Source organism: Embleya scabrispora (genome assembly GCF_002024165.1).
GTDB lineage: Bacteria > Actinomycetota > Actinomycetes > Streptomycetales > Streptomycetaceae > Embleya > Embleya scabrispora_A.
Map to the genome: position 1 here is coordinate 5,479,336 of NZ_MWQN01000001.1, position 21,368 is coordinate 5,500,703.

The following is a 21,368-nucleotide window of genomic DNA, read 5'->3' on the forward strand; positions in this document are numbered from 1 at the left end:
CAACCGCGACGGGCTTACGCTTGAGGATTTCTTACGCCGTGTGGGTGACACCGCGTCAGGGGCGGTATTCGCTGAAGCTGCCCCCGATCCTCGCGTCCTGCTCGGCGCCGGCGACGACCGGGTCGGCGCCGCCCAGCACCTTTTCGGCGAAGTCCTTGAGCGGGACGGCCGACCAGCCCGGTGCGGCCGGGTACGGCTTGCCCTGGGCGAGCGCGGTCAGCGTCGCGGCCCGGGCCGGGTTGGCGGCGCCCGAGGTGGTGGTCAGGCCGCCGAGCGCCGGGACCGTCTCGTTCTCGTTCGCCCAGCGCTCCTGCCACACCGACGAGGCCATCACCCGAAGCAGATTGGTCGCCCCGATCGGATGTCCGGTCTTCGCCGACACGGCCAGCACACCGGCCCACACGCCGACCGTCGCGGCCTTTCCGGCGGTGGTCCCGGGCATCGGGAAGGCGCCCAGGTTGCGGGCCGTCTCGGGGGAGGTGCGCAGCAGTTCGGCCACCACCCAGTCCGGCTGGATCGCCATCGCGGCCTTGCCGGCGGTGAGTACGGCGGTGATGGTGCCGGCCGGGTCCTTGTACTCCTCGACGTTCTTCGGCGCGCTCGAATAGGACTGGAGCTTTTGGAAGAACGCGATGCCCGCGCGGCCCGCGTCGGTGTTCAGGCGCCCGGCCCAGCGCTCGTTCTGCTGCACGGCTATCTCGCAGCCGTTCGCGTACAGGCACGCGGCGATCGTCTGCCAGGCCCGGCCGACCAGGTGCAGCGCCTCGAACTTCGGGTCGCTCGCATAGTGCTGCTCGAGCTTGTCCAACTGGGTGATCCACTCGTCGCGCGTGGTGGGCACCACGAACCCGGCCGGATCGCACAGCCGCTTGTCGTACACCACGACCGGGGCGTACACGTCCATCGGCAGCGCGTACAGCTTGCCGTCGACGGTGCAGGCGGCCCGGGCCGCCGGATGCCAGGCGTCCGCGTTCAACCGCTTCGCGTACGGGGTCAGGTCGAGCAGTGTGCCCTGCTTGACCCGGCGGGCCAGGCCCAGGCTGTCCACCTGGAAGAGGTCGGGGCCGTTGCCCGCGGCGAGTGCGGTGTCCAGCTTCGACGGGTCGGCGATCTCCTGGACCTCGCTGCGGAGGGTGCCGAGCGGGTCCACCTTGACCAGTGCGGCGGCCAGGTCGGTGTTGGTCTTCGCCTGGTCGACGCCCGGGGTGAAGAGCTTGTCCAGCCACATGGTGAGCGTGTACGGACCGCTCTCGGCGGTGGGCGGCTCGGGGGCGGTCGGCGGCCCCGGCGGCACCGGGGCGGGGGTGGTGGGATCCGGCTTGGGCGGCGGGGCGGCGCTCTTGTCGTCGTCCCGAGTGAGCAGCCACGCCGTGACCCCGCCACCGGCCGCGACGGCCGCCGCGACCGAGCCGGCCACGATCATCCGGCGCCGGGAGGTGCCGGCGCCTCCGGCGGGCTGCGGCGGTTGCGGGCCCCAGCCACCGGGCGCGCTCGGGTACTGCGGCGGCCCGCCGGGGTAGTGCGGCGCGGCCCCCGGGTACGACGCGCCGGCGCCATACCGCGCCCCCTGGCCGGGGGACTGCGCGGGTTGCCCTGCCGGGTACTGCGGTGCCCGGCCGGGGTGCTGCACGGGCTGCCCTGCCGGGTACTGCGGTGCCTGGTTCGGGTATTGCGGTGCCTGGCCGGGCGGCTGTGCGGATTGCCCCGCCGGGTACTGCGGAGTCCGGCCCGGGGGCTGCGCGGATTGCCCTGCCGGGTATCGGGGTGCCTGGCCCGGGGGCTGCATGGGCTGCCCGGCCGGGTACTGCGGTGCCTGGCCGGGCGGGTAGCCCGGTGTCGCCCCCGCGGGCGGTTGCGGCACCGGGCCTGCCGGGGGCTGCACCCCCGGCGGGTACCCGGGGGCCTGGCCGGCCGAAAAGTGTGGGGCCGCGCCTCCCGGCCGGCCGGGAGGCGGGCCCGCCGGCTGTTGCCCCGCCGGCCCGCCGGCGACGTGCGCGGGCGGACCGGCCGGCTGCCCAGGGGGCGGCGGCACGGCCATTGGGGCATACGTGGGCCGAGGCGGTGGTTCGGCCGACGGGTCGTCGTCCCTCGACGCGGGTGGTTCCTCGTTCCACGACGACACGGTGCGGCTCCTCCGAGAGTGGGCGACAGGCATGGCCGGGTGCCATGCCTGCGCAAACCCTAGGCCGCGCGGTGACCGTTGCCGCCGGGGAGATCCGTCAGGTGGGGTCGACGCCGAATTCGCGGGCCACGATCGTGTTCGCCGCGGCGGCCGCCGCCAGTGGGTCGGTGCCGGCCAGCGTCTGCCGGGAGAGTTCGGTCAGCGGACGCTCCGACCACCCCGGGGCGACGGGATACGCCCGACCGCCCACCGGCAGCGCGGACAGCGCGGCCTGGATCATCGGATTGTCCGACGGCACCGCTCGATCCAGGCCGCTGCGGACCGGAACCAGTCGGGCCTCCGTCGCGATCCGGGCCCGCCAGCGGTCGGTGGCGACCAGGGAGAGCAGGTCGATCGCCGCCTCCTTGAACAGGCTCGCCGCCGACACCGCCAAGACCGTGCCGCGCACCCCGACGGCGGCCGGCTTGCCCGCCGTGCGGCCCGGGATCGCGAACGCGCCCAGCACCGGGCGCAGCGCCGGATTCGCCGCCACCACCGCGTCGTACAGCGAGGCGTCGGCGATCACCGAGGCGACGCCGCCCTTGGCGACGCGGGCCGTGGTCGCCGGGTCGTCGTTGCCCGCCCCGACCGCGTCCGGAGCGTACGACTGGAGGTGTCGGAAGAAGCGGGCCCCCTCGACCGATCCGGGCAGGTCGAGCGTGCCGCGCCAGGCGTCGCCCTCCTGCACCGCGATGGTCCCGTCGTCCTCCCACACGCACGAGGCCAGTACCGGCCAGGCCCCGCCGGGTACGTACAACGCGCGATAGTCGGGGTTGGTCGCGTTGGCCTGGCGCAACTTCTCCAGGTCCGCGACCCACGTCACCCGGTCGGTCGGCACGCCCACCTGCGCGGCCTGGAACAGCCCCTTGTCGTAGAGCACCACGGGCACGCCGGCGCCCAGGGGCAGCGCCATGATCCGGCCCCCCGAGGTGACCGCGGCCCGCACGGCGGGGAACCAGCTGCCGCCGTCGAACCGGCTCTGCAGCGGGGTCAGGTCCATCACCAGGTCGGCCGCCTTGAACCGGGCCAGGGCGAGCAGGTCGAGCTCGAACACGTCGGGCCCGCGACCCGCGCGCAGCGCCTGTTCGAGGGCCTGGGTGTAGCCGGCCCTCGGCTGTACCCGACTGCCGATCCGCAGCCCGGAGCCGGTGGTGCTCATTTTGCCGAATTCCAGGCCGAGTTCGCCGAGCAGCGCGGCGGGGACCAGGCTCTCCGTGGTCCAGACGGTGAGTTCGCGGACCGCGCCGGGCACGGCCGGCCCCGGCGTGCGTGCCGTCGAACTCGGCGCCGGCGCCGACGGCTTCGGGGCGGCCTTGGGCGTCTTGTCGCCACCCCGGCTCAGCGCCCATGCCGCACCGCCGCCGCCCAGGACGGCGGCGCCGGCCGCGACGGCGAGGAAGCCGCGGCGGGACTTGGCCCGGGAGGAGCCGGCGGCCCGGTGTGCGCGGGTGGGCGGTTCGCCTCCGGCGGGCGGTGCGGCGGATTCGGTTCGGGGCGCGCGGTGGGTCCGGGCCGGGGTGGTGGGCGGCGCCGGTTCCGGCTCGGGGACAGGCGGCGCGGCGGGGGAGGGAACGGTCGCGGGCGTGGGCTCGGGCTCGGCCGGCGGGGTCGCGCCGGGCGGCGGGGCCGGTACGGTGTCGGCCGCGTACGGCTCGCTGCCGGGCATCGGCTCGGGCGGCTCCCACGGGTTGGCCACCCGCTCGGCCACCCACGTCGCGGTGGCCGCGGGCAGCCAGCTCGGGCCGGGAGTGCCGGCCGCCACCCGGGCCACCTCCTCCGGACTCGGCCGCCGGTCCGGGTCCTTGACCAGGCAGGCCGCGATCAGGTCGCGCAACGACGCGGGCACGTCACCGAGTTCCGGCTCGCCCTCGGCGACCCGGTCGGCCGGCGAGCGCTCGTCGCCCCGGTCGAACGGGCCCGCGCCGGTCGCGGCGAACACCAGCACCGACCCGAGCGAGAACACGTCGCTCGCCGGACCCACCGTCAGATCCCGTACCTGCTCCGGCGAACGAAAGCCGGGGGAGTCGAGCACGGTGCCGATCACCACGCCGTCGGCGGTGACCGACGAGCCGAGCGAGGCGTGCGCGATACCGACGTGCGGCAGCCGCGGGCCGTTCGGATCGAGCAGCACCGCGCCGGGGTCGAGCCGGCCGTGGTACAGCCCGGCGGCGTGCAACAGGCCGAGCGAGGTCGCCAGTTCGCCGGCCAGCGCGCGCAGCGAATGGCCGGGGAGCAGGCCGTGCCGACGGACCGTCTCGGCCAGCGTCGGACCGGGCACGTGCGTGGTGGCGTACCACAGTTGCCGGCCGGTGGTGTCGGCGTCCAGGACCACGGCGGTGCCGGGACCGGGCAACCGCCGCGCGGCGTCCACCTCTTCGCCGAAGCGGGCGCGGAAGCCGGGATCACGCCCGAGGTCGGCCCGGATCACCCGCACGACGACGGGGGCGTCGTCGGGCGCGGCGCCCAGATAGGTCCGAGCCGTGGTCCCTTCGCCGAGCCGGCCCACCAATCGGTAGGCGCCAACGCTCGAAGGGTCCTCGTCGTGCAGCGGCCGCATGGCAGAAACTCCGTTTCGCTCACCGGTGTGAACGGTGCCGAAGTCTGCCATGAAGCGCGCCCGCTTCCGGCCACCCGTTCGGCGGCGCCCCCGCCGAGCCCGTCATATCCGTAAAACACCGGGCGGCGTGCCTCGGAGCGGCTCGCCCGCGCGGCAGGGGACCCGCGCGCGGCGCCGCGCGCGGGTCCCGCCGTACCTATCGCGACCGGGGCAGCCCCAGCCGGTGCTCCGCGATGTTGTTGCGCTGGATCTCGCTGGTGCCGCCGTAGATCGTGGTCACCGGCGCGTCCCGCGCGGCGTGGTCGACGAACCACGCGTCGCCCGGCTCGCCCAGCAGCCCCTCGGGTCCGGCCATGTCCAGGCACGCCTCCGCCGCCCGGTTGTAGGCCTCGCTCGCGTACAACTTGGCGATCGAGCCCTCGGTGGTGGGCAGGCCGCCCGCACTGGCGATCAGCGCCGGGCGCAGCGCGAGCAGTGCGGTGATCTCGTTGTCGATCGCGATCCGGGCCAGCCGCTTGCGCACCGCGGTGTCGTCCATCGCCCCGGTCTCGGTCGCCCACCGGGTGAACCGGCGCAGCAGCGACACGCCCTGGTTCATGTTGCCGAACACGCCCCGCTCGTAGGCCAGTGCCACCTTCATCACCTCCCACCCGCCGTGCACCTCGCCCAGCCGCCAGCGGTCGGCGACGCGGACGTCGGCGAAGTAGGTGATGTTGGTGCGGTCGCCGCCCATCGTCTCCACCGCCTGGAAGGAGATGCCGGGCAGGTCGGTCGGTACCAGGAACATGGTCAGGCCGCGATGTTTGGCCACGTCCGGGTCGGTGCGGGTCAGCAGGATCACGTAGCCGGCCTCGTGCACGAGCGTGGTGAACATCTTCTGTCCGTTCACCAGCCACACCGGCTCGTCCTCCGGGTCCCCGGGCACCCGTTCCGCACGGGTGGCCGCCGCCGCGACGTCCGATCCCGAGCCGGGTTCGCTGTAGCCGAGCGCCGCGATCGCCTCGCCCCGATGGAACCGGGGCAGTACCTCGGCCAGATGGAACGCGCTGCCGATCTGCTCCACGACCCCCGCCACCAGCATGGTGTTGGCCAGCCCGTAGAACGGCGCGTCGGCCAGCCCCAGTTCGTCGAAGAAGACGTACAGCTCCAACGGGTCGCGCCCGCCGGCCCGACCGGGTCCGGCCATGCCCTCGGCGATCACCCCGGTCGCGGCCAGCGCGCGGTGGAACTCCCAGTCGTGGAAGGTGCCGGTGCGCCGGGCCCGCTCGATCATGTCCTCGGTCAGGTGCTCGGCGACGAAGCCCCGGATCCACCGCCGGAACTCCTCCACCGATTCCTTGGGTCGAAAGTCCATCAGACGCCTCCCACCGCTCCGAAGAGATCGTCGGCCAGCGCCCGGTACTCCTCGTCCGGATCGCCCAGTACCAGCGGCCAGCCCCGCGCGCGCCGGAAGTAGAGCTGGATGTCGTATTCGAGGGTGACGCCGTATCCGCCGTGGAAGTGCACCGCGCGATAGGTCGTGGTCCGGGCCACCTCCGCCGCGGCCAGGAACGCCATCACCGCGAGCCGGCCCGCCTCGGCCGGATCGCCCTCGTCCGCGCACCACGCGGCACGCGCGACCAGCAGCCGGATCCCGTCCAGCGGCCCGACCAGGTCGGCCAGCCCCTGCTGGACCGCCTGGAACGCGCCGATCGGCCTGCCGAACTGTTCGCGCTCCAGCGTGTACGCCACCGCCGACTCCAGCGCCCGCTCGGCGAGCCCGGCCAGTGTGGCGGCCGTGTACAACTGCCACTCCCGGCGCAGCGCCGCGTGTCGCCGGGCCGCGTCCTCACCCCGCGCCAGCACCACCCGCCCGCCCCGGTCGTCGCGCACGTACCGATCGGCCAGCGGCGCGGCCGCGTGGTTGACCGGCGCGGTCATCGGCGCCTCGCCCCGTACCGCGACGAGTTCGTCCTCGTCGAGCGCCACCACCACATCCGCCACCGCGCCGCCGGGCACCAGTCGGGCCAGCCCGTCCACGGTCGGCCGCAGCGCCGGTGCCGCGATCAGCGTGCCGTCGGCCACCCCGGCGCACCACGGCGTGTCGAGCAGCAGCCGGGACGCGGCCAGGTGTGCGCTGAGCGGCACCGGCGCAAGCACCCGACCGGCCTCGTGCAGCAGCAGGATCAGATCGGCGCGGCTCGCACCGCCGCCGCCGGCATCGTCGGGCAGCGCCATTCCGGGTACGCCCATCGCGGCCAGGCGCCGCCACAGATCGGCCGCGAAGCCGAGTGGTTCGGCCGCGCGTACCACGGAAATCGGGCATCGGTCCGTGAAGAACTCCGAAAAGGCGCTCCGTACCGCCTTTTGATCTTCCGTCGGTTCAAGATCCACCGGCGACCTCCGTTCACACCTCACCGCTCGCACGAGCCGGCCGGCGCACGCTAGCCGGTGTCGCCGCACCCTTCCATGGCATCGCGGGGGCGAAGTGACCGATGTGCCGGAGATCTCGATCCCATGACATTACTTGCCGGTAGCTGACTGGGAGGTTGCTCTTTGCGAAGATCGGCTGCCCGAGTGACATCCGACGAGAACAGTTGCTTTCCGCCGTGCGGGTCCTGGGGGATCGAGCCGATCACCCATACGATCCGAGGAATAACGGAAAGCGAAGGGAGAGCCCGCTGTGCGTGCATATCGCCACGTGGCGCTGGTGTTGATCGCCTTGCTGGGTGCGGCCCTGATCATCTTCCCGCTGGCCGCCGGCCTGCCGAAGAAGACGCAGGCCGTCGACGACCTGACCAATGCCTTCCGGCCCGCCTTCACGCCGCAGGCCATCGAGCAGAGCCGCACCGACCTGAAGACCATGAACGAGATGCTGGAGCAGCTCCAGGCGGAGACGCTGCCCGGACTCGCCCAGCAGGCCGGGATTCCCACGCCCTCGCTGATCAACCTGATGGGCACCACCGCACCCGAGGTCGGCAAGGGTCTCAAGGAGATCCCGACGATCATGCCGCGGTTCAACAAGCTCGCGGGCACGATGGACGCGCAGGCCGGGAACTTCCGTCAGGCGGACGACATCCCCTCCGCGGACGCGCCGAACACGGCGGTCACCTACCTCTATCTGATCCCGGGCATCGTGCTGCTCGTGGTGGGCGCCGGCGGGCTGCTGTTCTCCTTCGTCGGATCGCGCGCGGTGGGAAGCACGGTGTGCCTGGTGCTCGCCGCCGTGGTCGGCCTGGGCATGGTCGTGGGTACCTTCGCCACCGGCGTGATCGGCAAGACCAAGGCCTCCGAGAAGATGTTCACCGCGTTCCGGCCGACCTTCACCGACGCCGGGTACAAGCAGGCGCACGACGACCTGGACACGCTGGGCAAGATGGCCGTCGGGATGAAGACCAAGTCCATCCCGTCGATGGCCGCGCTCCTGCGCAAGCCGGTCCCGCAGTTCACCGCCGAGCTGGCCACGCAGTACCCCAAGGTCGGCAAGGGCCTCGCGGAGACGGACCGGATCCTGGCCAAGTTCAACGCCCTGGTCGAGAACATCGGCGCCAACATCGACACCTTCGACAAGGCGGACAGCATCCCCAACAAGGACACCGAGGTCTCGGTCATGCCGTGGCTGCTGCTCGGCCCGGGTGCGGCGGTCCTCCTGCTGGCCGGCGTCGCGCTGGTGATCCAATTCACAGGGCGCGGCAACGGCTCCGCCGACCCGAACACGGGGGCGCCGAGGCAACCGTCCGGTGCGGCGGTCTGACCGTCCGACGGCCACACAGCGGAACCGTTCGTCAACCGTGTGTCTAGGTTGTCCGGATTATTCCGGATGTAGGACCAAAAGAAAGAAAAGACTGGTTCCCTGAATGTCCGGGAACCGGGTGTAAAGCGGCCCTTGGTCGATCGAAATGCACGTGCATCGGCGCGGTGCAGACGCAGAAATCGTCGATGCACGTGCATCCGGTCTTGCAGTTGGGGTCGGCATCCTCATAATGAAGTGTGTGCATGTGCACGCGCATGTGCATGGACGCTCTGTGAGGCGAGTCCTCTGGCGGCGTTCCCAACAGGCCGGGGACCAGTACCCGCTCGGAGGCACGGATGACCGTCGCGAGTCCCGCAGGGTTCCGGACGTCGACGTTTCAGTGGATGGAGCCTCTGGCCGGGGATATGGGCCCAACATCCGATATCGCGATACAAGCCCTCGCCGCACGCCGCGAGTCGGTCAAGGCCGCCCGTGACTTCACGCAGTCGGTGCTCGCCGGCTGGGGCGCCGCATGTCTCGAGGACGACCTCGCCCTGGTCGTGTCCGAGCTCGTCACGAACGCACTGTGTCACGGTCTGGGTGCGGGCCGCGACGACGCGACGGATGTCGCGCACAACATCCAACTGGCGCTTCTGCGCAAGGGCGAACGCGTCATGTGCGCGGTGCAGGATCCGGGCGAGAGTCTGCCCGAGGCCCAGGCCGGCGGCGAGGACGAGGAGTCGGGCCGCGGGCTGTACCTGGTGGGCTGCTTCAGTGATTCCTGGGGCTGGTTCCCGTTGAACGGTATGGGGCGACGCACCGGAAAGGTCGTCTGGGCCATGTTCGAGATACGCGGCTGATCCACACGTTCCGCAATATGGGGACCGCATTGCGTGGCGGCATTGTGTTGCAGGGAAGCGGCGAGTTTTAATTCACATTCGCCGGCGGCAACGAATGCGGCGGTATCCGAGTCACCCGGCGCCAAGCGTTTACCCGTCGATCCCGTCGACGGGTTTTCTGCATTCTTACGCCCGTTTCGTCCCGCGCGGCTTAAGCAGCTTTTACGCTTCCTTTGAAACCTTGAGGAATGCATGAGCCCTCACGTGTGGGTGAACTCCGGCTGCGCTATCATCGCCGTTGTACGCTGCAAATGCATGGTCAGATGCACGTGCATGCGTAAGTCGGACCGGTTTTGGAAGAAATTGCGACGGACCGGGACGAAGGAACGACACGTGCCGCAACCGGGGGGCGGGCGACCGCCGTCGGGTCGCTCGGCGAGAGGTCCAGGAGAAGCGTCATGCAGGCAACGCACAACGGGGTATCGGCGACCGCGCTCGACGGGGTCACCTGGCAGAAGAGTCGCCGCAGCAACTCGCAGGGAAATTGCGTCGAAATGGCCGCGCTGCCGGACGGCGACGTCGCGGTCCGCAATTCGCGCCACCCCGACGGGCCGGCGCTGATCTATACGCGCGCCGAGATCGAGGCGCTCATCCTCGGGGTCAAGGACGGGGACTTCGACAACCTGCTGGCGTGACGACCCGCCCGGGGCGCTCCACCCGGGTGGGTGTGCCCGACGGTGTCGGTCAGTTCTCCTTCAGGATGCGCTGGAGCAGATCCACGCTCTTGTCCGGCGGCATACCGTCCACGCTCAACCGGTCCATCACCTCGGTGTACGCGTCCACCTCGTCCCGCTTGTCCAGATAGAGCGCGCTGGTGAGCTGCTCCAGGTAGACCACGTCGGGGAGGTCGCTCTCCGGGAAGCGCAGCAGCAGGAACGGACCACCCTCGGCCGCGTGCGCGCCGAACCTGAACGGCATGATCTGAATCGTCACGTTGGGCAGGGCGGCCATCTCGATCAGGTGCCGGACCTGATCGCGCATCACGTCCCGGCCGCCGATCGGGCGACGCAGGGCCGCCTCGTCCAGCACCACCCAGAGTCTGGGCGGCTTGTCGCGGTAGAGGATCGACTGGCGCTGCATCCGCAGACCGACGCGCCGGTCGACCTCGGCCGCCGACGCCGAGGGTTGTCCGGCGATCACCACGGCCCGCGCGTACTCCGGGGTCTGGAGCAGACCGGGGACGAACTGCACCTCGTAGGTGCGGATCACCGAGGCGGCCTCCTCCAGGCCCACGTAGACCTGGAACCAACTCGGCAGGATGTCGTTGTAGTTGTGCCACCAGCCCTGGGCGTTCGCCTCCGCCGCGAGGCCCAGGAGGGCGGCCCGCTCGGTCTCGTCGCCCACGCCGTACATGGTCAGCAGATCAGCCACGTCTCGCTCCTTGAAGCTGACGCGCCCCAGTTCCATTCGGCTGATCTTCGATTCGGAGGCGCGGATCTCGTAACCGGTCTCCTCCCGCGTAATGCCCTTCGCTTCGCGCAGACGGCGAAGCTGGGAACCGAGGAGAATACGGCGAACCGTCGAGCCGCTCCCCGGCTGCGTTGCGGGCATCTGCTACCTCCGGCTGAATGGACCAGCGCATAGTATGCCGGCGCGTTGCCACGCGTCCTCGGATCATGGTTACAACAGCACTCTCTTGACGATGTGCCACCACCCACCCGGATCGACCATGTGCCGCACACTCGGCTTGTCATGTTCGGGCTCCGAGCCCCAGCCGCCCATGCTCGCACAGGTGATACCACCTAATCGATGCCGTGGCACCGCGAATCCCCCTCTACCGACGGGTAATCCGGAAGTTTCCGACGAACCGACGGCCCGATACGCACGCTACGCGCGCGCTTGGTGACACGCGTCGCATCCTGGGCCGAGCGGGTGACGTGGGCGCACTCGTGCACTCGGGTGAGGCGGTCCGCTTCCTTTCGGCCGAACTCGTGGCCGAAGGCGGCACGAAAGCACTCCGGCGCCCGCGCCGAGACCACCCGAGAGACCACCCGAGAGGACCCCGACGACATCCGATTCCCGCTGTCGGACGGGCTGTCTACGGTCTTCACATGTCCTCCCCGGTACATTCCTTCACCTATCTGCGGCCGTCCGCGCTCGGCGCCGTCGACGGCTCCCCCTCCCTCGGCCTGCAGACCTGCGGCGGGCTCGGCTCGCGCGGCCTGGCCCCCTTCCCGCGCTTCTTCTCCGGCTTCCTGACCGCGCCCGAGGCGGCGGCCGGCGGCCTGCTCGCGGTCGCCGACGTCGCGGCGGCGCGCTACTACCAGCCGATGCGGCCCGGTTCGCTGGATCCGGTGGTCACCGGCAACGGGGACCGGCTGCGCTTCGAGTCGTTCTCCGCCTGCTGCGGGGTGCACGCGCGCCTCGACGTGCTGCCGGCCGGCATCGACGGCGAAATGTTCGGCACCGGCACCACCAACGTGGACGTCAACGCGCCGCTGCGCGAGGCGCTGGCCCGGGTCGGCGGCGCCGACCCGCTGCACCTGGCCGTCGGCCCCGACGACGTCACCGTCACCACCTTCGACGGCCCGGTGGTGGAGAAGAAGGTGCCGCTGCCCGAGCGCTGGCTGCGCGGCTTCGCCGAAGTCCAGGTGATCTCCGCCGGGTTCGACCTGCGCGCCGAGGTCGGCGCCGGCGAGGCGGTGCGCTTCCTGCGGGCGCTGCCGCGCGGCTCCCGGCAGGCGCTGTGGGCCGTCCCGGCCGGGCGCTCGCTGCGGCTGACCGCCCGCCCCGTGCCCGGCGCGGTGTGCCTGCCCGGGCCCGATCGCCTCCAGGCGCTCACCAGGCTGCTGCGGCACGCGCTCGCACTCCGTATATACGGACCCGCCGTACAGGCGCGCAGCACGGCCGTGTCGTCCGCCTGGGAGGTCGAACTGCCGGGCATGCGCCTGACGTTGACCCTGTCCCCGGACCCGGCCCGCGGCTTCTCCGGCGAGGGCGCGGTGCTCACCGGCCTGGCGGCGCACACGAGCGGCGCCGACGCGGACCTGATCTCCGCCCTGCTGGCCTGGGAACCCCGGGTCGAAATCGGCGAGTTGGCCGCCCGATCGGGTCTGGACACCGAGCGGGTGCGGGCCGCGCTGGTGCGCCTGGGCACCTCGGGCCGGATCGGCTACGACGTCGCCGAGGCGGCCTACTACCACCGCGAGCTGCCCTACGACACCGGCAGCGTGGAGCGGATGAACCCGCGCCTGCGCGACGCGCACGCCCTGGTCGCGGCCGGTGCCGTCACGCTCACCGGCGGCGGCGAACATGCCTCGGTGCGCAGCGGGGACCGTACCTACGGCCTGCGGTTGGCCGGTGACGGCAGCTGCACGTGTCAGTGGTGGGCCGAGTATCGCGGCGGGCGCGGGCCCTGCAAACATCTGCTCGCCACGCAGATCGTGCGCGGCCGGGCCGGGGCCGACGCGGGCGGCGGCGCGATCCCCGGCACCGCGAACGGCGGCCCGACCGCGACCGAGGCCCAGGAGGCGAACCGATGACCGACACCACATCGACCGACGCCCGGTCCACCGGCGCCGGCCCGACGGGCGGCGAGTCCGCGCGCGAGCCCCTGACATGGGAGCGGGTGCTCGCGGTCGTGGACGACCCGGGCCGGAACATGGACGACCCCGCGCCGATCGTCGCGCTGTTCGCGGGCCGCACCGAGGCCGAGCGCCGCGCGCTGTTGCCCGCCTACAAGGACGCGGTCCGCACCCGCCGCACCGGCGGCTTCGAGGTACGCCCGCTGCGTCCGCTGCGCCACGTCGGCGTCGCGCTCCTGGGCGGCCCCGCCGGCATCGCCCAGTGGCTGCTGCGCGAGGACATGACCTGGCCCGAGAAGTTCGGCCAGGAGGCGATATACACGATCCTCGCCGAGCGCGATCCGGCCTGGATCCCCGACATCGCCACCCGCATGGCCGCGCGGCTGCCGCTGGACCCCTGGGGCAATCAGTGGCACGTGGTGGACGCCCTGGTGCGCGGCGCCGGGCTGCCCACGCCGACCACGCCGGGCTTCGTGCTGCGCTGGATGTTCGAGGTGGCCGGCCGGTGGCGCGGCTCCGGGCGCCCGCTCGCCGAACACCTGGCCGCCGACCGCTACTTCCCGGACCTGATGCCCGCCCTGTTCGAGGTCGCCGGGGTCGGGCAGAGCCTGGACACCCCGACCGGCGGGCCGAACGCCGTGCGGCCGGGCTGGGACACCGCGCTGGCCGCGCTCGCCGACGCCAAGACGATCGAGCGCGACGTGCTCCTGGACGGCTGCCTGTCCCGGCTCCTGCGCGGCGAACGCCCCGGCGCACTGCGCGGGTTCATTCGCCTGCACGAGGCGCTGGCGCCCACCGACGACGAACTCGCCGCCCGCGCCGACGGCTACCTGCGGCTGCTGCCCGACGCGCCCTCCACGGTGGCCGCACTCGCCCAGGCCGCGCTGCGCCGGGTGGACGGCGCGGACCGGCTCGATCCGGAGCGGATCGCCGACGCGAGTCGCAGTGTGCTCTTCCGCGCCGAGAAGACCCTGGTACGTGCCCAACTCACCTGGTTGGGCACGGCGATCAAGCGGCACCCGGCGCACGCGGGCGTCCTGCTCGCCACCGCCTGCACCACGTTCGGCTCACCCGCCGGCGACCTCCAGGAACGCGCCGTCGCGCTGATCGCCAAACACGTGCGCACGCTGCCGCCCGACCAGGTCGACCTCGTGCTCACCGAGGTGCGCGACGCGCTGCCGATGCTCGGCGACGCGATCCGCCCGGAGGCGGCCGCGCTGATCGGGGAAAGCGGCGCGCCCGAGCCCGAGTTCGTGGTCCCGCTCGGCCCGCCGCCGCCGCGCGAGTTGCCGCCGCCGATCTCCTCCATGGCCGAACTGGTCGAGGAGCTGGCGGTGTTCTTCGGAAGCACCCCCAACCCGTGGGTCGACCCGCGCGGCCAGGCGACCGATCCGCTCGCGGTGGAGCGGATCGTGGCCGCCCTGCTGCGCGAACACGCCCGCGACCGCGAGGCGTTGCACGCCGCGCTGCTCCCGCTCACCGAGCAGCACGGGCACATCGTCCACCAGCAGTGGTTCGCCCGTCAGGTCCGGGGCGCGGTCGGCGCCATGGTGGCCGCCGCCACCGGTCACGGCGGCCGACAGAGCTGGTTCCGCAGCCTGTTCGGCAAGGGCGACGCGGCCGAGCACGACCTGATCCCCGGCGAGAAGCGCGACATCGAGCGGATCGCCCCGCCGCAACGTTTCCTGCTCGCCCGGCTGTACGAGGTCGGCACCCGGTTGCGGGTGCCGCACTCCGGCCCCTACCTGGCCGAGATCGCCGACGCGAACGGCTTCGTGGACCCCGAGGCGCTGGTGACCGGCCTGGAGACGTGGGAGGCGTCCGGGCACAGTCCCTGGCGGCGCGACGTCGACCAGGCGCTGCTGCGGCTGCCGTTCGACCTCGACCCCGCGCTGATCGCCCGGGCCGGCCGGCTCACCTCGCCGGCGGGCCGGCGGTTGGCCCGGACGATGGTGGCCGGCGGCCCGGCCTCCGGGCTCGTCGGGCGCGGCCGATTCGAACGGATCCACCGCACGTACTCCGCCCCGAAGGGCGGCTGGGTGCACAGTGACGGGCCCCTGGCCACGGTCGCCCCCGGCGACCCGGACACCGTGCCGGAGACCGCGCGGGCGCTGTACGGCCAGGCCGACCCGGGTGCCGCCGCGCGCACCGCGGCCTGGTCCGAGGACGCCGGGCCGGACCTGCACTGCTGGCCGCTGCTGCTGCCCCGGGACCGGGACGTGATCGCGGCGCACCTGGCGATCTGTACCCAACGCGGCATCGACGGCACGAGTCGCGGTGCCGAGGTGCTGCCGGCGCTGGCCGAGTCGTTCGGTCCGCTGGGGCCGGGAATGTCGTTGGCGATGGCCTACGCGCTGGGCGCGCAGGCCGCCGAGGACCGCACCGGCGCGGTGGACGCGTTCGTGACGCTGAGCGCCCGGGACGACGCGTGGGACACCGAGGCGCTGGGCCGCGATCTGGGCGAGGCGGTGCGCGTCCGCGGCCTCAAGACCACCCGCGTGGTCGCCTCGCTGCGCGACGCGGCCCGGGCGGGGGCGACGGGCACCGTCTGGGGCACGCTGAGCGGCTTCCTGCCGGATCTGCTGGCCGGGACCAAGGCCACCGGGCTCGGCGACGTGCTCGCGCTCGCCGCGGAGACCGCGGCCGGTTCGGGCGCGCGCGGGGTGTCCATCCCCGGCCTGACCGAACTCGCCGACCGCAAGGGCTCGTCCCGGGCGGTGGTGGAGGCGCGCCGGCTGCGCAAGGTGCTCGGCGGCGAGACCGGCTGAGCCGGGCCGGGCAGGGTCGAGGCCGCAGTGCCGGACGAGTCGGGATCGACCCGTCCGGCACCGCGGCCTCGGCCCGCCGGCCCGGTGCTCGGCGTGCGCGCGGGACGGGTCAGTCCTCGTCGAGTGCCCTCACCCGCGCCAGGGTGATCCCGTCGGCGACCGGGAGCATCACCGGCTCCACCCGACGGTCGGCCTTCACATGCTCGTTGAACGCGTGCACCGCGGCCGGCGTCGGGTCGCCGTCCGGCTTCAGCACCTGCCCGCCGTAGAGCACGTTGTCCGCGATCAACAGACCGTTCGGCCGCATCCTCGGGACCAGCGCCTCCCAGTAGGAGATGTAGCCGTCCTTGTTCGCGTCGATGAACGCCAGATCGATGTGCGGATGCGAGGGCAGCGCGTCCAGCGTCTCCAGGGCCGGCGCGATCCGCAGGTCGATGCGATCGGCCACGCCCGCCTCCCGCCACGTCTCGCGGGCGATGTCGGTCCATTCCTCGGACACGTCGCAACACAACAACCGGCCGTCCGCGGCCAGCCCCTTGGCGATGCACAGCGCCGAGTATCCGGTGAAGGTGCCGACCTCGACCGCGACCCGCGGCCGGACCACACCGGAGAGCAGCGTCAACAGCGCGCCCTGCTCGGCGGGCACCTGGAGCCCGGCCAACCCGCCCATGCCTCTGGTGCGTTCGATCACCGTGCGCTGCGCCGGGTCGGGCGCGAGCGAGTGGTCCAGGACGTAGTCGTACAGCTCCGGGGTGACGCGCACCTGCTTGTCGAAGGACATCGGTCAATTCTCCTCGGGTCGTTCCGGGCGCTCGGGCGGTTCGGGGAAGGCCGTGTCCCAGGGCAGCAGCAGCCCGAAGTCGCGGACCAGGAGCCGCAACACCTCGTGATCGTCGGCGAGCCGGCGCTCCTCGGTGGAGCCGTCGCTGCGCACCACGGTCAGCAGTCGGCCCACCACGTAGGCGCGCTCGTGCGGGCCGCTGCGCTGCACCCGCAGGGTGTGCCGGAACGGGGAGCCGGGATGGGTGGCGACGTACCAGTTCGCCACCTCGTAGTCGACCAACTCCCGGCGCTGGAGCGTGAACTCGTAGACGGTGAACCACCCGTCGTCGCCGTACACGGTCTGCAGCAGCCACCGGTCGTCCTCGCGCACCAGCCGGTAGCGCCACGCGCCCTGCGGGCTGGACACCCCCGGCAGCAGCGGCAGCGGCTCCAACAGGCCGCCGCTGCCGAAGCCGACGTCGGCGATGTAGGGGTGCGCCTCGCCGGGCACCTCGACCGCGAGCAGTATGTGGGTCAGCGGGCGGATCGCGTCGGAGCCCATCCGCACCCGCGCGGCCAGCCGGGTCACCCCGAAGCCCAGCGCCTCCAACACGCCCGCGAACAGCAGGTTGTGCTCGAAGCAGTAGCCGCCGCGGCCCTGCCGGACCAGCTTGTCCTCCAGGTCGGCCGGCTCCAGCGAGGGCACGCCGCCCAGGACGACCTCGACGTTCTCGAACGGGATGCCGACGACGTGCGCCAGGTGCAGCGAACGCAGCGTCGCCCACGTGGGCGCCCGCTCACCGGACCAGCCGATCCGGGCGAAGTAGGCGTCGAGGTCCGGATGGTGCTGATGGCGCTGTCGGCGCAAGAGCCGTCTCCTTCGGATCCGGCGCCCGGGTCCGGGCGTGGACCGATTCTCACACGCGTGTCCGCGCGGGTGGCACGGCTCGCGCGGCGTGCCACCCGATAGGTTCGGATCGGGTCGCACAGCGCCCCGGCCCGCGCCGTGCGGGCCCTCACGTGCACGGAGGTCGTCATGAGCGAGCAGCAGCCGGAGTCGCCGTCGGCGGCGGACGAGCGCGCCGTCGAGGAGTTGGCCGGGCGCATGTTCGAGGCCGCTCGGGTCGGCGACGCCGAGACGCTGGGTACCTACCTGGACGGCGGGCTGCCGGCGAACCTGGCCAACGACCGGGGCGACACGCTGGTGATGCTCGCCGCGTACCACGGACACGCCGACGCGGTAAGGGCGTTGCTGGCGCGCGGCGCGGATCCGGACCGGGCCAACGACCGCGGTCAGACGCCGCTCGCGGGCGCGGTGTTCAAGAACGAGCCGGAGGTGGCGGCGGCGTTGTTGGCGGCCGGCGCCGACCCCGACGCGGGCACGCCGAGCGCGCGCGAGACCGCGCGGATGTTCGGCAAGGAGGACATGCTTTCGGCGACCGGTGGGTAACAAAACCATGACCCTCCGTCAGTTCCCGCTCGCGCCAGGGACAGCCGGGCGTGAGGGAGTCGGGGGAGGCGCACACGATGTCCGACCAAGCCGCGATACCGCGACTCGACCTGGACGGATTCCCCACGGGCGCGGGGCTGCTGCACCTGAGATCGGATCTGCCCGAGGCCCTGGACGGCACGTTTTCCCCCTGGTGCGATCGACACCACGACGACCTGCTCAAGGTGCCCGGCTTTCGGCGCGCCCGCCGCTTCGTGCTGTGCGGCGCGTTCACCAACGGTGAGGCCGAGGTCGGGCCGCCGGCCGCGCGGTACCTGACCGTGTACGACCTCAAGCACGTGGGTGTGCTCCCCGCCGCGGGCGACGACGTGCACGACGCCGCCCGCACCCCGCTGCCGCCGGAACTGATCGGCGCGATCACCTCGTCCCGGCTGGACTGCCGCGAGGTGCGGCGCTGGCCGAACGTGTCGGCGAGCCGGCTGTTCCCGGCCGGCGACAAGGTGCTGCACCTGACCGCGCACGGGTCCGGCACGGCGATGGGTCGCTGGTTGCACGAGGAGGCGGTGGCCGAACTCCTGCGCTCACCGGGCGCGGTGGGCCTGCGCTGGTTCGACGCGGGCAACGGCCTGCACGTGCTGCTGTGCGAGGTGAGCGGCCCGATGTGGCCGCTGCCCCCGCACGTACCGCAGGACCTGGGCCCGGCGGTATGGAGCGGCTACCGCCAGGTGTATCTGGCCGACGCCCCCGCTTGACCGAGCGGCCGGGCCCAAGCCCCCGAAGTCGGCGTCACACCTCGGAGCGCACCACCTCGAACCCGGCCGCCTCCAGATCCGGAACCACCCGCGACGCGTCGCCCTCGACCACGACGGCCAGTTCGTCGGGCCGCAGATGGATCGCCGCCGCACGAGAGACCGCGGCCAGGTCGGTGGACCCGATCTCCGCGTACTCACGCGTCACGTGATCGTCCGGAAGGCCGTGCACGATCGCCTCGATCAACCTGCCGCCGATGCCGCCCGGCGTCTGCAGGTTGATCGGCATGCTGCCCAGCGCGTGGGCACGGGTCGCGGCGAGTTCGTCGGCGGTGACCCCGTCGGAGTGCATCCGGCGGATCTCGGCGATCGTGTCTTCCACCGCCGCGGCGGTGACCTCGGTGTGCACCGCCGCGGACATCGTGAACGCGCCCGAACGGCGGCCGTGGCCGAAGCTCGCGTGCGCGCCGTAGGTGTAGCCCTTGACCTCGCGCAGCAGGTGGTTGAGCCGCGAGCCGAAGCTGCCGCCCAGCACCTCGGCGCACAACTCGACGGCGATCAGGTCCGGGGTCGAGCGCGGCGCCGCGGTGTGCCCGATCCGCAACACGGACTGCACCGCGCCCGGCCGGTCCACCACGATCGCCTGCCGGGTCGAGGGCGCGCCGGTGAACTCGGCGAGTTCGGCGGGCCGGCCGGTGCCGGTCGCGCCCGCGAAGACGATCGTGCCCAGCGCCTCGAGGTCGATCGTGTCCAGGTCGCCGACCACGGCCAGGGTGCCGGGCGCGGTCATCCGGTCCGCGTGGAAGGCCCGGATCGCGTCCGCGGTCAGCGCGGCGGCGGTGTCCGGGGTGCCGCCGAGTACCCCGCCGAGCCGGTGAGCCGGCCCGAACAGGGCCTGTCGGAAGGCGAGTTGGGCGCGGGTGCCGGGCTGCGCCCAGGCGGTCTTCAGGGAGCGCACGTGGTCGGCGAGGAAACGCTCGACGTCGGCGTCGGTGAAGGCCGGGCGGCGGATCGCCTCGGCGACCAGGTCCAGGCCCGCGGTGAGCCGGTCGGCGGGCAGGTCGAGGCCCACCTCCTGGGTCTCCCACCCGCAGGCGATCCGCCACTGCGCGCCGAGGGCCTCGACGGCCACGCCGAACGCGTCGGCGTCGCGATCGAGGCTGCCCTCGTCGAGCAGTGAGCAGGTGATCCGGGCCAGGCCGTCCAGGCCGACCGGTTCGTGCAGCGCGCCGCTTTCCATGACCGACTTGGCCCAGGCCAGGCGGTGTCCGGGCAGGTGCGCGCCGACCACCTCGCCGCCGGCCACGGTGACCCGGCGCACCTCGGGGAAGCGGTACGGGCGCGGCTCGGAGCCGGTGGGCCGCTCGGCGACCAGGGTGTGTCGGGTCCCGACGTGTGCGCTCATGCGGCGGCCTCCGGCTCGTCCGTGTCGATCCCGGCGCCCGCCTGGGCGGCCTCGGGCAGGAACTCCAGCACGATGCGGTTGTCCGCGTGCAGGATCTGGCGGGCGACGCGGTGCACGTCGTCGGCGGTGACCGCGAGCAGGTGGTCGAGGTGGTCGCGGATCGACTCGGCGTCGCCGAAGCGGGTGGTGAAGCGGCCGATCGCGTCGGCCCGGCCGCCGGCGGTGGACAACTCGCGCAGCCAGTCGCCGGCGAGCATCGCCCGCACCCGGTCGAGTTCGGCCTCGGTCACCCCCTCGTCCGCCACCCGGTCGCACACCGCGACATAGGCGTCGAGGAGTTCGCCGGGTCCGGTGCCCTCGCTCGGCGCGCACGAGCCCATCAGGACCGACTCGTGGTTGAGGTAGCCCCACGCGGACAGGAACGCGCCGCTGGACTGGGCCAGATTGCGGGCGGTGACCAACTCGCGGTACAGCCGGCTGCCCCGGCCGCGTCCGACGACCGCGGCGAGCACGGTCGAGGCGGGCCCGTCCGGGGTGCCGAAGCGCGGCGCCCGGTGGCACAGGAACAGGCGCGGCGTGGGCACGTCCCGGTACACCGTCACGTGCCGCCCGGCGCCGAAGCGGGCGGGCAGCGGGTCGGGGCAGGGCTGCGGGAAGGAGCCGCGCGGGGCGATCCCGCCGAAGTAGCGCTCGGCGAGTGCGACCACGCGGTCCGGGTCGACGTCGCCGACCACGGTCAGCACCGCGTTGTCCGGCGCGTAGTAGGTCTCGTGGAAGGCGGTGAAGTCGGCCAGTTCGGCGCTGTCCAACTCCTCCATCGAACCGATCGTGGACGTCGCGTAGGGGTGGCCCGGCGGGTAGGCCAGGGCTGTCATCTCCTCGCTCCAGGTCCCGTACGGCACGTTGTCGTAGCGCTGCCGGCGCTCGTTCTTGACCACCTCGCGCTGGTTGTCCAGGGTCTCCTGGGTCAGCGCGAGCGAGCCCATCCGGTCGGCCTCCAGCCACAGCGCGAGGTCGAGCCGGCCCGAGGGCACCGTCTGGTAGTAGTTGGTCCGGTCCGGGTTGGTCGAGGCGTTGATCCCGTCGCCGCCGCAGCCCTCGACGGCGGCGAAGTGCCCGCCCTTGTCGACGTGCGCGGAGCCCTCGAACATCAGGTGCTCGAAGAGGTGGGCGAAGCCGTGCTTGCCCTCGACCTCGTGCCGCGAACCCACGTCGTACCAGAGGTTGACCGCGGCGAGCGGCACCGTGGTGTCGGGGCAGACCACCACACGCAGACCGTTGGCGAGCCTGGTCCGGTGCAGGGCCCACGGGAAGTGGGCGGAAGTTGACGGCACGTCAGGCTCCTCCGGGAGTGCGGCGATCGACGACGAACCGCCATTGT

16 protein-coding genes are annotated in these 21,368 nt (G+C 72.7%); 7 read left to right on the forward strand and 9 right to left on the reverse strand.

Annotated features, from left to right (window positions below; genetic code table 11):
* Positions 1–55: 55 nt before the first annotated feature.
* The 4 genes from B4N89_RS24190 to B4N89_RS24205 all read right to left on the reverse strand — a co-directional run bounded on the left by B4N89_RS24190 (position 56) and on the right by B4N89_RS24205 (position 7,160).
* A complete protein-coding gene (locus tag B4N89_RS24190; RefSeq protein WP_161500801.1) occupies positions 56–1,630 on the reverse strand; it encodes an extracellular solute-binding protein in 1,575 nt (524 codons plus the stop codon).
* A gap of 589 nt (positions 1,631–2,219) precedes the next feature.
* Entirely contained in the window at positions 2,220–4,718 is a 2,499-nt protein-coding gene (locus B4N89_RS24195; protein ID WP_161500802.1) for a serine/threonine-protein kinase, read from the reverse strand.
* Between the two features lie 196 nt (positions 4,719–4,914).
* Positions 4,915–6,072 carry an acyl-CoA dehydrogenase family protein gene (locus B4N89_RS24200; RefSeq protein WP_078977909.1) on the reverse strand — a complete coding sequence of 386 codons (1,158 nt, stop codon included), beginning with the start codon at positions 6,070–6,072 and terminating at the stop codon, positions 4,915–4,917.
* Positions 6,072–7,160 (reverse strand): acyl-CoA dehydrogenase family protein, encoded by a 1,089-nt coding sequence (locus B4N89_RS24205; protein WP_078977910.1) that lies wholly within the window; start codon positions 7,158–7,160, stop codon positions 6,072–6,074. Before B4N89_RS24205 ends, B4N89_RS24200 begins: the two co-directional genes overlap by 1 nt.
* A 220-nt stretch (positions 7,161–7,380) precedes the next feature.
* Here B4N89_RS24205 and B4N89_RS24210 point away from each other — a divergent pair, with 220 nt between their 5' ends.
* The 3 genes from B4N89_RS24210 to B4N89_RS24220 all read left to right on the forward strand — a co-directional run bounded on the left by B4N89_RS24210 (position 7,381) and on the right by B4N89_RS24220 (position 9,964).
* Complete coding sequence (locus tag B4N89_RS24210; RefSeq protein WP_143658069.1) at positions 7,381–8,451, forward strand: hypothetical protein; 1,071 nt, start codon at positions 7,381–7,383, stop codon at positions 8,449–8,451.
* Positions 8,452–8,834: 383 nt separating this feature from the next.
* Positions 8,835–9,290, forward strand: coding sequence for an ATP-binding protein (locus tag B4N89_RS24215; protein WP_235618757.1), 456 nt, complete (start codon positions 8,835–8,837; stop codon positions 9,288–9,290).
* Positions 9,291–9,727: 437 nt separating this feature from the next.
* Positions 9,728–9,964: a DUF397 domain-containing protein gene (locus B4N89_RS24220; RefSeq protein ID WP_020554482.1), complete on the forward strand. Its 237-nt coding sequence runs from the start codon at positions 9,728–9,730 to the stop codon at positions 9,962–9,964.
* 49 nt (positions 9,965–10,013) lie between these two features.
* Here the strand turns inward: B4N89_RS24220 and B4N89_RS24225 are convergent, their stop codons facing one another.
* The gene (locus tag B4N89_RS24225) at positions 10,014–10,880 is read right to left on the reverse strand and encodes a helix-turn-helix domain-containing protein (RefSeq protein WP_078977913.1); all 867 of its coding nucleotides are present in this window, start codon (positions 10,878–10,880) and stop codon (positions 10,014–10,016) included.
* Between the two features lie 500 nt (positions 10,881–11,380).
* Here B4N89_RS24225 and B4N89_RS24230 point away from each other — a divergent pair, with 500 nt between their 5' ends.
* Positions 11,381–12,811, forward strand: coding sequence for an SWIM zinc finger family protein (locus B4N89_RS24230; RefSeq protein ID WP_078977914.1), 1,431 nt, complete (start codon positions 11,381–11,383; stop codon positions 12,809–12,811).
* A complete protein-coding gene (locus B4N89_RS24235; RefSeq protein ID WP_078977915.1) occupies positions 12,808–15,621 on the forward strand; it encodes a DUF6493 family protein in 2,814 nt (937 codons plus the stop codon). The genes B4N89_RS24230 and B4N89_RS24235 overlap by 4 nt, the downstream gene beginning before the upstream one ends.
* 109 nt (positions 15,622–15,730) lie before the next feature.
* Here the strand turns inward: B4N89_RS24235 and B4N89_RS24240 are convergent, their stop codons facing one another.
* Positions 15,731–16,402: an O-methyltransferase gene (locus B4N89_RS24240; protein WP_078977916.1), complete on the reverse strand. Its 672-nt coding sequence runs from the start codon at positions 16,400–16,402 to the stop codon at positions 15,731–15,733.
* Between the two features lie 3 nt (positions 16,403–16,405).
* On the reverse strand, positions 16,406–17,251 hold the full coding sequence (locus B4N89_RS24245; RefSeq protein ID WP_078977917.1) for an arylamine N-acetyltransferase family protein: 846 nt from the start codon (positions 17,249–17,251) through the stop codon (positions 16,406–16,408).
* 168 nt (positions 17,252–17,419) lie between these two features.
* Between B4N89_RS24245 and B4N89_RS24250 the strand changes: the two genes are divergently transcribed.
* Positions 17,420–17,833: an ankyrin repeat domain-containing protein gene (locus B4N89_RS24250; RefSeq protein WP_078979591.1), complete on the forward strand. Its 414-nt coding sequence runs from the start codon at positions 17,420–17,422 to the stop codon at positions 17,831–17,833.
* Between the two features lie 77 nt (positions 17,834–17,910).
* Positions 17,911–18,585 (forward strand): hypothetical protein, encoded by a 675-nt coding sequence (locus B4N89_RS24255; protein ID WP_078977918.1) that lies wholly within the window; start codon positions 17,911–17,913, stop codon positions 18,583–18,585.
* Positions 18,586–18,619: 34 nt separating this feature from the next.
* Here the strand turns inward: B4N89_RS24255 and B4N89_RS24260 are convergent, their stop codons facing one another.
* Positions 18,620–19,987 (reverse strand): M16 family metallopeptidase, encoded by a 1,368-nt coding sequence (locus tag B4N89_RS24260; RefSeq protein ID WP_078977919.1) that lies wholly within the window; start codon positions 19,985–19,987, stop codon positions 18,620–18,622.
* A complete protein-coding gene (locus B4N89_RS24265; RefSeq protein WP_235618758.1) occupies positions 19,984–21,321 on the reverse strand; it encodes a M16 family metallopeptidase in 1,338 nt (445 codons plus the stop codon). The genes B4N89_RS24260 and B4N89_RS24265 overlap by 4 nt, the downstream gene beginning before the upstream one ends.
* Positions 21,322–21,368: the final 47 nt, after the last annotated feature.